The sequence below is a fragment of the Pseudoalteromonas sp. T1lg21 genome (assembly GCF_002964625.1).
In the GTDB taxonomy this organism is placed as follows: Bacteria; Pseudomonadota; Gammaproteobacteria; order Enterobacterales; family Alteromonadaceae; genus Pseudoalteromonas; species Pseudoalteromonas gelatinilytica.
In genome coordinates this window covers 197065-210423 of record NZ_PQBX01000039.1, presented here as the reverse complement: position 1 = coordinate 210423, position 13359 = coordinate 197065, and the positions used below count along the sequence as shown (strand labels likewise).

The 13359-nt window shown below is 41.1% G+C and carries 12 protein-coding genes; 5 read left to right on the top strand and 7 right to left on the bottom strand.

Annotated features, from left to right (window positions below):
* Positions 1-2: 2 nt before the first annotated feature.
* The 3 genes from C2M25_RS08890 to C2M25_RS08880 form a co-directional block, all read right to left on the bottom strand.
* The gene (locus tag C2M25_RS08890) at positions 3-1208 is read right to left on the bottom strand and encodes an efflux RND transporter periplasmic adaptor subunit (protein ID WP_105180932.1); all 1206 of its coding nucleotides are present in this window, start codon (positions 1206-1208) and stop codon (positions 3-5) included.
* Positions 1209-1410: 202 nt separating this feature from the next.
* A complete protein-coding gene (locus C2M25_RS08885; RefSeq protein ID WP_105180970.1) occupies positions 1411-2103 on the bottom strand; it encodes a haloacid dehalogenase type II in 693 nt (230 codons plus the stop codon).
* A gap of 55 nt (positions 2104-2158) precedes the next feature.
* Entirely contained in the window at positions 2159-2812 is a 654-nt protein-coding gene (locus C2M25_RS08880) for a peroxiredoxin-like family protein (protein WP_105180931.1), read from the bottom strand.
* Positions 2813-2916: 104 nt separating this feature from the next.
* Between C2M25_RS08880 and C2M25_RS08875 the strand changes: the two genes are divergently transcribed.
* From C2M25_RS08875 to phnW, 5 genes are all read left to right on the top strand, one after another.
* Entirely contained in the window at positions 2917-3807 is an 891-nt protein-coding gene (locus tag C2M25_RS08875) for a LysR family transcriptional regulator (protein ID WP_105180930.1), read from the top strand.
* Between the two features lie 70 nt (positions 3808-3877).
* Complete coding sequence (locus C2M25_RS08870) at positions 3878-4438, top strand: RNA polymerase sigma factor (RefSeq protein WP_063704849.1); 561 nt, start codon at positions 3878-3880, stop codon at positions 4436-4438.
* The gene (locus C2M25_RS08865; protein WP_105180929.1) at positions 4435-5505 is read left to right on the top strand and encodes a FecR family protein; all 1071 of its coding nucleotides are present in this window, start codon (positions 4435-4437) and stop codon (positions 5503-5505) included. The genes C2M25_RS08870 and C2M25_RS08865 overlap by 4 nt, the downstream gene beginning before the upstream one ends.
* Before the next feature lie 8 nt (positions 5506-5513).
* Positions 5514-8537, top strand: a complete 3024-nt coding sequence (locus C2M25_RS08860; RefSeq protein ID WP_063704853.1) for a TonB-dependent receptor plug domain-containing protein — start codon at positions 5514-5516, stop codon at positions 8535-8537.
* 140 nt (positions 8538-8677) lie between these two features.
* Complete coding sequence (gene phnW / locus C2M25_RS08855; RefSeq protein WP_105180928.1) at positions 8678-9772, top strand: 2-aminoethylphosphonate--pyruvate transaminase; 1095 nt, start codon at positions 8678-8680, stop codon at positions 9770-9772.
* A gap of 56 nt (positions 9773-9828) precedes the next feature.
* Here the strand turns inward: phnW and C2M25_RS08850 are convergent, their stop codons facing one another.
* The 4 genes from C2M25_RS08850 to phnX form a co-directional block, all read right to left on the bottom strand.
* Entirely contained in the window at positions 9829-10515 is a 687-nt protein-coding gene (locus C2M25_RS08850; RefSeq protein WP_105174235.1) for a UTRA domain-containing protein, read from the bottom strand.
* 64 nt (positions 10516-10579) lie between these two features.
* Entirely contained in the window at positions 10580-11140 is a 561-nt protein-coding gene (locus C2M25_RS08845) for an HD domain-containing protein (protein WP_105180927.1), read from the bottom strand.
* Positions 11141-11150: 10 nt separating this feature from the next.
* Positions 11151-12545, bottom strand: coding sequence for an FAD-dependent oxidoreductase (locus tag C2M25_RS08840; RefSeq protein ID WP_105180926.1), 1395 nt, complete (start codon positions 12543-12545; stop codon positions 11151-11153).
* Entirely contained in the window at positions 12545-13354 is an 810-nt protein-coding gene (gene phnX, locus C2M25_RS08835; RefSeq protein WP_105180925.1) for a phosphonoacetaldehyde hydrolase, read from the bottom strand. Before phnX ends, C2M25_RS08840 begins: the two co-directional genes overlap by 1 nt.
* Positions 13355-13359 lie beyond the last annotated feature (5 nt).

Here is a 13359-nt window from a genome sequence, read left to right as displayed (position 1 = left end):
GCTTATTCTGCGTGGCTTGAGTTAGCGGCAGGTTTGCCAACATTAACTGGCATACCTGGGAAGAAAATACGTGCCATGCCATCAACAATAACTTGGTCGCCTTCTTTTAAACCACTGCGAATTAACCAAAAGTTTTGGTATTGCTCATTTTCTGGTTTTTTGATCCACTCACCTACAGTAACAGGGGCAGGTAAAGCGACATCCATACCTTGCTCGTTTTTACTTACAACATAAACAAACTTACCAGTGCCGTTATCAAGTACTGCACGTTGCGGCACGATGAAAGCGTTTTTACGTACTGCACCACTTAACTCAACGCGAACGAATTGGCCCGGGCGAAGCTGAAAATCAGGGTTAGGAATAATTGCCTGAAACTCACTGGTACCTGTGTTTGGATTAATACGCACATCAGAGAAGTTAACTTCACCGGTTTGTCCATATAAAGAGCCGTCTTGAAGTTTAATTTGTGTTTTCCAGTGGCCTTGCTCAGGTAAAGTCAGTGAGCCATTTTTAACATCTTGACGCATTTGCAGTTGTTCACGCTCAGATAAGCCAAAGCGAATACGAATAGGGTCGAACTGAGTCATTTGAGTCAGTAATAAATCTGGTCCAGAAACATAGGTTCCTTCAGAAACAAACTCACGTCCCATTACACCTGCGACAGGGGCTTTTACTTGCGCATATTCAAGGTTTAGTTGCGCTTCTTTTAAGGCAACTTTTGCAGCGGCTAAATCAGTTTTAGCAATATCATTGGCTGAGCTTGCGTTATCGTAATCACGTTGTGAAACAGACTTTTCGGCACGTAGTTTAGCTAATCGTTTAACGTCACGATCAGCTTGAACAAGCGCTGCTTTTGCACCATCAAGTGCTGCTTGCGCACGATCAACCGCAAGTTGATAAGGTTCAAGGTCAATTGTAAACAGTGATTGGCCTTGCTCTACACGCTGACCTTCTTCAAAGTTGCGTGATTCAAGAATACCAGTGACACGGGCACGAACTTCAACTTCTTTTGAACCAGACAACGTCGCTGGCAGCTCAATAGTGAAAGGGGCATCGTGTGTTTCCATTGTCATAGTCGCGACAGCAGCGGGGTGCATTTGACCCTGTTGTTGCTGTGGCGCTTCAGAACAACCTTGCAGTAGCAAAGGAGCAGAAACTAATAACAACGCAGATAATGATAATTTGGCAGGTGCGAAAGGCAGACGCATGTTTACTCCACAGTCCAATTGTTAAGTAGGTATGCATAAAAAATAGTCTATTAGCATGAAAGACGTCACTATGCATATTCATTTAGCGTTTAGTTTATACCCAAAAAAGAGAAAGGTACACCCTGTAGTTTACTTTTTTGTTAGGCGCAAAAAAACGCAAAACATTTTCGCTTTGCGTTGATATAACGGTTTAAATCGTTTTTTACTTTTGAGCCAGTAATAAGGCTAACTCTTCAAGGTTTTTAACAATGTAGTCTGGTTGCTTTGCCAATGGGTAAAGCGCTTTACCGGGCCTTGCGATAAACGCTGTTTGCATACCCGCTTGTTTAGCGCCTGCAACATCCCAGCCATGTGCTGCAACCATTAAAGCTTCGTGAGGCGCTACATTTAATTGTTCAAGCAACCACTTGTAAGCGCGCAGATCGGGTTTATACACTTTAATATCTTCAATACTATAACGGTGAGTAAAGTAATCTGTTAAGCCAGCATGTTGAAACTGCGCTTTGACACCATTATTTGACGAATTGGTAAAGCTGACGAGTTTATAATCTTGCTTTAATTGCGCCAATGCGGGTTTAACATCGCTATGCGCAGGTAAAGATAAAAGCGGCGGCACAATCGCTTGCTTAGCTTGCTCTTTGGTTAACGAAATTTGATTATTACTTGCCACCATCATCAGCGCGGCAACGCCGATGTCAGCAAAGTCATGATAATCATTCGATACCGTACTCACTAATGAGTGATGCAGCATGGTCGAAAACCAAAGCGGCAATAACTGGGTATTACCATCGAGTGCTTTAGCGACTGAACTTTGCATTTGTTCAAGATCAAGCAAGGTCTCATTGACATCAAACACAATTACCTTTGGTTTTGCTTGGATTTGCGACGCTGCCATTGTGCCTCCCGAGAAAGTTAAGGTTAGCAATAAAACGAGACTAAAAAGGGCTTTATTAAACACGGTTAATTGCTTTAACTGCGTTAAGAACATCTAAAGGCTCCGCTCTTAGTGTGTAATCTTCATGAGCAAATGCAAATTGAATCACCCCTTGGCTATCAATTACGTAAGTTGCCGGTAATGGTAATTCGTAGCTATCGTCACCATTGGCTTTAGGAATATCTAAGCCTAGCTGATCATAAATAGGGATCAAGCGCTCATCTAACGTGAAAACCAAACCACACTTTTTAGCCAATGAGTTAGCCACATCAGAAAGCACCGTATAAGCCAGCTCGTTTTGCTGTTGAGTCGACAGTGATTCATCGGGTAGTTGAGGAGAAACAGCAACTAATTGGGCATGTTGATCTGCAAATGCTTGCTGCATGTTATTAAGTGCGCGAAGCTCTAAATTACAATATGGGCACCAACCACCACGGTAAAAGCTCAGCACCAGCGAGCCTTTCGATAACAATTCTGTTGAGCTAATTTGTTTACCCTTGCTATCGGGTAATTCAAATGCTGGAAACTTATCACCCACTCTTAAAGCATGTTCACTTAATTGTTCAGCAATCAGCTTTTCAGTCGTGACATCCATCAAATTTAGGATATCAGCAGGGACATTGGCTTTCTTTTGCACTTCAAATGCATCGATTTGGTTTTTTAAAGACATACATACTCCAATCATTTTGATTATTTATAGTAAGTATAGAGTTTTAAATTTTTATATATACAATGCAAAACTGAAACCTAAATTCGAAAATATTGAATCAAGCCATGTACAGTTTATGTGATTTAGAAACCTTTATTGCCATAGTTGAAAACCAAGGTGTGGTTGCCGCCGCTAAAGCTCAGGGCCTTTCACCCGCTACGGTTAGTCATCGCTTAAGTAAATTAGAAAAAGCATTAAGTACTGTGTTGCTGTTTCGTGATAGTAGGCGAATACGCTTATCACCAGCAGGAGAGCTGTTTTACCAACGTGCTGGGGCCATTTTAGAGGCGCTGTATGATGCTGAGCATCAAATTGGCGCACGAGGTTCGGCGGTGACAGGGCTTTTACGAGTCACTATGCCGCCTTGGGTCTTCTCAAAATCTGTGATGCCAGAGCTTGGTCATTTTGAACAGCAATATCCTGACTTGAAACTCGATTTTATGATCACAGACCAATTTGTGAATATTGTGGATGATGCCCAAGATGTAGCTATTCGAGTAGGTCAGTTGGCAGATTCAAACCTGCTTTCACGCAAGCTTGTTAGTAACTCTCGTATTTTGTGTGCAGCCCCAAGCTATATTGAAAAATATGGGCTACCAAAAACGGTCTCTGATCTTAAAGCGCATTACTGGGTATGCTTGCCATGGCAGCGACAGCTTAAACTTAACGAGGGTGGCCAAATAGTTAATTATAATGCGAGAACGCGTTTTACCGTATCTAACTCAGATAACATGACGCAGGCTGCGATTGCAGGTCATGGCATAGCGATTAAATCATATATTGCAATTAAAGATGATTTAGCAGAAGGGCGGTTAATCGAAATACTCCCTAATAGCCTTGTTGATGCTGACGCGCCAGTATGGTTTTTAAAACCACAAAACAGCCTAGTGACGCGCAAAACAGAGGTTTTTTATGAGTTTATGAAATCTTTGTTTACCGAAGGTACAAAAACTTAACAAATGGCTTGTAATTAAACTGAAATCTCGTACCCTAAAGCAATAAAAATATAATAAAGGTGAGTTAAGGATGACAGATCAAACTGGGGTTATCACCGCTTTTACCGAGATATCGAGCAAACTTAGGCGCTTTGTATCACGTATCGTCAGCCCTGATGATGTAGAAGATATTGTGCAAGAGACGTTTATAAAAAGTTATGAAGCAGATCTTAAACAAAATATCGAATACACTCACAGTTATATGCTGAAAACGGCTAAACATTTAGCACTCAATCACATTGCTAAATGGGACAATAAATACAAAGAATCGTTAGATGAACAACAACAAGTTGAACATCACATGCGTTCTATGGCACTTGAAGATGAAGTAACCTCTAAAGAGCGCTTTTTGTTTTTTTGCCGAGTAACTAACGAATTAAGCCCGCAAGTAAAAAAATGTTTTATATTAAAAAAAGTCTATGGCTTAAGCCAAAAGGAAATTGCTGCTAAAATGGAACTCAGCGAAAGTACTGTTGAAAAACACATAGCCAAAGGCTTATTACATGTTCACCGAGCAATGAAATCACACGATGTACAACCTCAGGCATATAGCCCTACCACAGAGTTCACTGCAAAAGAGGTGAACAAATGAGTAATGTTCACCCATTTTCATCAAAAGAAATGATTCAAGAGCAAGCGAGCCAATGGATCAGTGCAATTGATCGTGGTTTATCGAAAGATGAAGTGAGCCAATTACATTTATGGGCTCATCAAAGTGCGGCTCATCAAGAGGCCTTATTTGAACTTGCGACATTATGGGATGAAATGAGTGTGCTTAACGAGTTAAGTAGCTTATTTCCTTATAAAGCCCCGCAAAAACAACCCGCTGTATTTGGTATGGCAACGGCGGCTAGCTTTTTAGTGGCGATGCTGCTTGGTTGTATCATGCTCATTTATTCAAGCTATTGGCAGAACGAAGAAAACGACTACGCAAAGTTTACTAAAATTTACCGCACTAAAGTGGGCGAGCAAGCCACGTTTGTATTGCCCGACAGCACGATTGTGCAGCTTAATACCAATACTAAACTTGAAGTTGCTTATACCGGCGATCGCCGTCAGTTGATCTTGAGCCGTGGTGAAGGCCGCTTCAATGTTGCTAAAGATGCAAGTCGTCCATTCACTGTTATTGCCGGTGATAAATCATTTACTGCTCTTGGTACCGTGTTTAATGTGCAGCGAAATACTGCCTCAGACTTAGAGTTAGTGGTGACCGAGGGCAAGGTAATGATTGCTGATCCGAGTACTCAGGTTGATGCCAGTGATTTTAATCGTTTAAAAGATGCCTCGGATAACAGTGCTGATATCAAAGCACTTCGCGCGAATGTTGTTGTATCTGGTGAGAAAGCACTGATAAAACAAAGTAAAACTGAGCCGATTAAACAGTTATCTGTTGATGACGTACAGCGTGACTTAGCTTGGCAACAAGAAATGTTAATCTTTAACGGCGAACCGCTTGGTGAAGCTTTGCAAGAAGTGAGTCGTTATACCGCCACACGTTTTGAATTGAATGACCCAAAACTTGCTTCATTGAAAGTGGCTGGTGTATTTAAAACAGGCGACATAAAAGGGTTACTTGATTCTTTACAGGCCAACTTAGGTGTAGAACATCAACGTTTAGGTGAACATCGTGTTAGCTTAACTATCGCTGCAAAAGGTTAGTTTTGCCTATGAGAATACGCCAATGTAATGATGTTAATTGTGCGCCACCTTCTCGTCACAAAAAATTAATTAAAAAAAAGTTAAATTTACATAGCGGATTTTTCTTCCTCACTTGTTTGTATAAATTGCGCAGTAAGCAATTGCCTTTGTTACCAGCGTCTATTGTCATTTATGGCCTCACAGCAGGCCAAATAGCAATAGCAGCTGAAAAACAAATGCTGCAATTTGATATCAAAGCGCAACGAGCTGATTTGGCGTTAATCGAATTTGCAAAGCAAACAGATCAAACTGTCATTTTTTCTTTCGAATTAGCAAAGCAATATCAAGCGCAATCTGTATTTGGTTTTTATACCAAATTGGATGCACTGAATGCGATGTTAGAAGGCACTGAGCTCGATGCGGTTGTTGATCAACAAGGCTTGCTGAGTATAAAACTCAAACAAGTAGATAGGATAGATAATAACATGATCAAAGTATCAGGGGTCAGCGCTGCAGTCGTGCCATTACTGCTTGCCGCCAATACGCAAGCGTTCGCAGAAGATCAATCAGCAGAAAAAAACATCGAAAAAATTGCCGTTGTCGGTAGCCGTGTAGCAGGTCGCTCGGTTGAAGATTTACCGGTTCCGGTTGATATTTTAAGTGCCGAAGCACTTGAGAATACAGGTCAAACAGAAGTAGGCCGTATGCTTCAGGCTATCGCACCGTCTTTTAACTTTTCAAGCTCGTCTATCAGTGATGGTACTGACGCGCTTCGCCCTGCAACATTACGTGGTTTAGGGCCAGATCAAACCTTAGTTCTTATCAATGGTAAGCGTCGTCACCAAGCGAGCCTTATCCATATTAATACGTCAGTAGGTCGTGGTACGGCAGGTACCGACATGAACGCTATTCCTGCTGCTGCAATCAAACGTATTGAAGTATTACGTGATGGTGCTGCTGCGCAATATGGTTCAGATGCGATTGCGGGTGTAATTAATATCGTATTAAAAGACGCTGAAGAAGGTGGTAAAGCGGCGATTAACTACGGTGAATATTCAGAAGGTGATGGTGAAACAGTCAATGTTGATTTCAACACTGGTTTTGCCCTTGGTGATGATGGTTATTTAAATACTACAATCAACTACCGTGACCGTGCACCGACTAACCGTGCAGGCCTGCATGGTTCGTGTCAATTTTACGGCTGTACTGAACTTGATGACGGTACGCTATTAGCAGGTGATCCGCGTGAGTTAACGGCACCTCGTGATACGTTTAGAATTGGTGATGCAGATTCACAGCAATTTGCTTTAACTATTAACACTGGCTATGAGCTTGCTGGTGGTGAGCTATATGGCTTTATCACTTATTCGAATCGTGAAAATGAATCTGCAGCGTTTTTCCGTCATAACGCAAATGCTACAGGTAACCCTGTATTGCAAGATGGTGATGCGACCATTCCAATGGGTTTCTTACCGAAAATTAATACTATTATTGATGACGTGTCTTACAACGTGGGCTTTAAAAAGTCGTTCGACAATGATTCAAGCATTGATTTATCGTACACCTACGGTGAAAACAGCATTGATTACACAACTAGTGACACTATCAATGGCTCATACGCTAACTATCTTCGTTATGACCAAGGTTTAACGGCTGATGAAATTCGTGCCACGATTCCACGTTCAGCGTATGCATATGGCCTTGAATTATCACTTCAAACAATCAACCTTGATTACACCAAAGATTACGATAACTTCTCATTAGCACTAGGTGCTGAGCTTCGTACTGATGAGTTCCGTATTCTTGAAGGTAGCGAATATGCCTATCGTGATTACGACACAGTTGATGGTGTGAGCATCTATTCTGGTTTAAATGGCGGGGTAGGCAGTGTTGATGCTGCAAGCGGTACGCAAGGTTTTGGTGGTTCAGATCCAGCATCATCAGTTGATGAGTCGCGCGATGTGATCTCATTCTACATGGATGCAGAAACCTATGTTATTGATGATGTTATTATCTCAGGTGCGGTACGTTACGATAACTACAAAGGTTTTGGCGATACAGTTAACTTTAAGTTAGCGGGTAATTGGTCAATTACTGAAGATGTGTCTTTACGTGGTGCACTAAGCACAGGCTTTAGAGCGCCTTCGATGCAACAACTTTACTTTAATAACGTAAGTACACAGTTCGTTGTAGGTGATGATGGCAGCTTAGTGGCTGAGCAAGTAGGTACATTCAGAAACGACAGTACCTTAGCGCAATCAATTGGTATTCCTAAGTTAAAAGAAGAGAAGTCACAAAACCGTAGTTTAGGTATTGTGTATAACGTTACCGACAATATCAATTTAACCATTGACTACTACTCGATTGATATCGACGACCGTATCGTTATTTCAAACCGTTTAGGTAAAGGTTTATCAGATACGCTAGATGCTGCACTTGAAAGCTCAGGCGCAGGTGCGGGTCAGTTCTTCTTAAATGGTGCAGACACCGAAACCGAAGGTGTTGATTTAGTTGCCACATGGAACACAGAAGGCCTTGGCGGTACGCTAGATTTCACCTTTGCTGCTAACTTCACTAAAACTGATGTAGTTGATTTATTTACGCCATCAGGCAGTGGCCTTGAGACTATTCCGGTAGAAGATGTGTTTTCTGCTCAAGAAACATCAATTATTGAAGAATGGCAACCTGAAGATCGCATTAACTTAAGTGCGCTTTACCGTTTAGAAGATTGGACAGTAAACCTTTCTCTAAACCGTTACGGCGAATACACAGTTGAAGATGGTGGCCGTCAAACATACGGTGCTGAAATATTAACTGATGTAAAAGTTAACTACTTCTTTAACGAAAATCTGTCATTTAACATTGGTGCAAATAACTTATTTGATGTTTACCCAGATAAGAACACCATTGGTAATTCACGCTCGGGTACGATTGTTGATGCAAGCGGCAACACAATTGTTTCAAGCCCAGGTGTATTCACTTACTCACGTCGTTCAGCACCATTTGGTTTTAACGGTGCGTACTACTACGTAGGTGCAGAGTACAAGTTCTAAACTCCCTTTAGATTCCTTTATTATTTAACTTGCAAAGGGCCATTAGGCCCTTTTTTAATGCAGTCATAAAAACTTCACTTTTTTTATCAAGCTAAATCCCTAATAATATCTGGACTAGACCAGATTTAGGCGATATTAAAATGAATGAATACTTACTGTTAACTCCTGGCCCATTAACAACATCGGATACGGTAAAACAAGCGATGTTAAAGGATTGGTGTACATGGGATGACGATTATAACTTAGGTGTTGTACAGGCTATTCGCAGCAAACTTGTAACTTTGGCCACAAAAAGTACTGATTATACGTGTACATTAATGCAGGGCAGTGGCACTGCGAGTGTAGAAAGTGCTTTAGGTAGTTTAGTCGCAAAAGAGCATAAGTTATTGATAATAAACAATGGCGCATATGGAAAACGGATGGCTGAAATTGCTGAGTATTTAGACATTGACCATTGTGTTTTAAATTACACTGAAACTCAGCTACCAAGCTGTGACGACATAGAAAAAACACTCTTGAGTGATGAAAAAATTAGTCATGTTGCTATGGTGCACTGCGAAACGACGACTGGCATGCTAAACCCAGCAAAGCAAGTGGGTGAACTATTATCACGCCATAACAAAGTTTATATTTTAGACGCAATGAGTAGCTTTGGTGGCGTACCGTTTGACTTAGCAGATTGGCACATTGATGTAATGATTAGCTCATCTAATAAGTGTATTCAAGGTGTTCCAGGTTTTGGCTTTGTTATTTGCAAGCGAGACTTAATTGAAGAATCACAAGGGGTTGCACGTTCGTTGTCACTTGATTTATATGCGCAGTGGCGGTGTATGGAGAACAACCAAGGTAAATGGCGTTTCACATCTCCTACACATGTTGTACGCGCATTTCATCAAGCTCTTATTGAATTAGAACAAGAGGGAGGTGTTGCAGCACGTCATAAGCGTTATAAAAACAATCAGCAACTCTTAGTGAATGCGATGAGAGATTTAGGTTTTCAAACACTCTTAGATGATAACTTACATTCACCGATTATCACCTCATTTTATTCTCCAACAGCGAATGGGTATGACTTTAAAGAGTTTTACTTTTTGCTTAAAAAACAAGGGTTTGTAATTTACCCAGGTAAGGTGTCAGATGCTGATTGCTTTAGAATTGGCAATATTGGTCATGTGTTCGAAAACGATATTACACGTTTAATTAAAGCAATATCAAACAGCAGATATTGGTTATAAAGAATGTTCACCCGTGTAAAGGCTTTGTTTAACAAAGCCTTTTTTCATTTATTGCCTTAGTGACCTTCGACAGTCATTTCAATGGCATTATGCAACCAATACTCAATATTGTAATCCACTAAACTTCCTAGTTCATCAAAGCGTTTACGAATAACTTTTAAACAGGGAGTACCACTATTTTTTTGCAATACCTGTGCTACATCGTCAGGAAGGACAGTCACACTAATTGCGCACTGCTCATTGACTACATTTGTTGCGTATTGATTTGCCATTATTTGTGTTATCGAGCCATTTAGGTTGTGCTCAGCAAGGCCATCAAAACGCACAGCATCACAAAAAATATCTTCAAACATCACTAAGCGCTCATCAAGGCTGCGGGCACGTTGCAAATGGTGCAAAGTTGATGCAGAAAATTCTGCTTTTAAATCATGATTGCTAATTTCTTGATGGCTAATCACTTGGGTATCAGCAACAAAGCCTTGTTGTTTTGCCAGTTCATAAAAGTTTACTTTAGTGGCAGGGTTCCACTTAAGTTTTGTTGGCGTTACAAACCAACCACGGCGCGTTTGGCTATAGATCAATCCTTCAGCTTCTAAACGAAGTAGTGCCTCACGGACTGTAATACGGGTCGAGTTAAATTGTTCTTGTAACAAACGCTCAGAAGGGAGCTTGTCACCCGTGTTCAGAGTCCCTTCGCTTAGTAATTGATGTATGTAATTTCTGATTTGTTGATATAAAAGCATACCGTGCCTTTTTGCTAAATACAGCTTTAGCTTAACTGATAATAAAAGGATTTATAACGTTTGATTATGAAATTAAATAGTTATCTAAGTAATCTAGCCAAAAAGAAAGTGGTTCAATATGCATATTTGGATCTTTTGCACAGTCGTCAAGTTCTCTTAATTGTAAAATTTCTTCAAAATATGGCTGGGCTGCAAATTGATTAGCTTGTTGTAACGACAAAGGGCCACCTTGTTGTTGCAAGGTGAGTGTACTGGCAGGCGAAAGTGTTTGCTCATAACCTTCATTCTTTGCGACTAAATAGCGTTTAGCTTGAACATGTTGAGAAACCATGGCAACAACAGCATCATTAAAGTTATTTTCTTTTAAAAAAATTGCGCCAAGCTCACAGTGATTGACATATCCTTGCTTGGTCATCGTGAGATTTTGCTGATGTGCGATTAAATGTCCAATATCATGTAAAAATGCAGCAACGACAGTATCGGTACTTAGTTTTTGCTGCAATGCAAGCCCAGCGCACTGTGCTGCATGAGAATACTGGGTACAAATTTCGTCATAGTGTTGATAGCCAAACTGCTCAAATAAATAACGGATCTGTGTGATAGTTTGTTGGTGTGTAATGGTCATCTAAAAAGCTCTACGATTTCATATCAACTTTTCCTGCACTGCCTATGAGACTGGCAAGATACGTATCTATTGGATTTACATGCGTGTTATTGTCTTCTGCTCGTTCTTTACGACGAATTGCATTACGAATTAGGTAAGCGCCGACAGTTCGAAAGGGCTCAACTACAAAGTTGTCTAATGTTTGATTTACAAGGCCACAGTGTTGCCAAACAGGTGCATTTTTTAAGATTAAAGCAGACAGAATATTTGCCCCTAAAAAAGACTGTACGACGCCATTACCAGAATAACCCCCGGCGTAGATAACGTTTGCTTGATTATTCAAATGTCCAAAAAACGGGAAGCCAGTGACACTACGGTCAGAAGGGCCTGTCCAAGTTCGATCTATTTCAAAATTATGATCAGGGAAAAAGCGTGATAAAGAGTTATTTAATAGCGTTTGATAGCGACTCGGCTGCTCAAATTTATCACTCATTCTGTTTGCGAAGCTAAAATAATTTCCGCCTTTGCCTAGCATTAATCGACCATCAGTAGTGGTGCGGTAATAGTTTACAAAAATACGGGAGTCTATTATTGCAGCGCCATGATTGAGACTTAAATGCGCAAGGGTTTCAGGCATCGGTTTAGTAATTGCCATATCACTTGAAACCAGCACGATATTGCGTTGAAACTGCGGTTTTAGTGTAGGGAGCCACGCATTAACGGCAAATACTAGATGATTAGCACAAATATTACCTTGGCTTGTTTCAACATTTAGAGGGGAGTGTCCGCTATGTGCTTTGTACTGGCACTGTTCAATAATTGTAACGCCTAAACTTTCAGCGACTTGTTTTAAACCACGAACTAATTTTGCCGGCTGAATACTACCACCATGAGGTGAATAGTGGCCGCGAATATTGGCGGCAGAGCCTGTATTGATAAGAGCTTGAGTATCACAGTGTTGCCACGCATTAAGATTGTTATCCTCAAGCATTTTTATTGCGGGGTCTAACAAGTGCTTTTGTGCTTCATTTGAGGCGGTGTAATAACAGCCATCAATTCGACAATCGCAGTCGATGCCATGCTGACGAACAAACTCTGCAATTTGATGAACCGCTGACTCAGACTCTTTGACTAAAAACAGTGCCTTTTCGAGACCAACTAACTTACTTAAACTGGGCAGCTTAGTTGACCAAGTTAACATTGCACCGCCATTTCTCCCTGATGCACCTTGCCCGCAAAAGCCTTTTTCAATGATGGTAACTTTTAAATTAGCTTGTTGCTGCTTGAGTTTGATAGCAGTCCAAAGACCAGTAAAGCCACCACCTATGATACATACATCGCAATGGTGCTTTGTAGGTAATGCAAGAGGAAGCGCATAGGCTTCCTCTTGCATTGCGTTATCAAACCAAAAAGGTTGAAACTGCATTATGGGCGCTCCCCTCGGCTTAGTTTGGCATCAATCTGCATTAAAACAGTTTCAATATCAGCCAGCGAGTCGACCACGAAATGCGCACCTGCAGAGTACAAGCTTTGGTAAGCTTGACGTGTCAGTTGCTGCTTTTGTTCAGCACTACAAGCTTGCCACTCTTGCTCTGTTAAGCCAACCGCATTACCGCTTAATGCGAGGCCAATTGTCCACATTCCGGCATTCAAACCTTCTTCGATGCCTGGGGCAGAATCATCAATTTTTATACAGTTAGCGACTTTTTTAATGCCTAAAGCATTTACATTTTCAAGAGCCATCCAAGGGCCAGGGCGAGAACCGGCTTTAAGGTCGTCACTTGCTACCCAATGATCTGGTTGATAGCCATAGTCTGCAGCGGCACTGACTAACACTTCCATAACTTGGCGAGGATAGCCCGAACAACTGCCTACTTTGATGTTTTGCTGTTTTAAGCGATTGATCACGTCAAGCGCACCAGGAATAGGCATTGCTCGGTCTGCTACTTTTGCCTTTTGCAATGGCATGAAAGTTTGATAGATGTGATCAATATCTGAGTCTGACATTGCTCGGCCAAACTGTGAGTGCCAGCGTGAAGCAACTGACTCCAATTTTCCAAGTGTGGCAATGTGATCCCATTTTCCCATACCCATTGGAATACGCGCTTCTGCAAGTGAAATCTCAAAGTCATAAGCTTGTTTAAATGCTTCAACAAAAATGGTGGTAGGGGCAACTGAGCCATAATCCACGACAGTTCCAGCCCAATCTAAAATGATAGCTTCTATGTTTTTCATAAGAT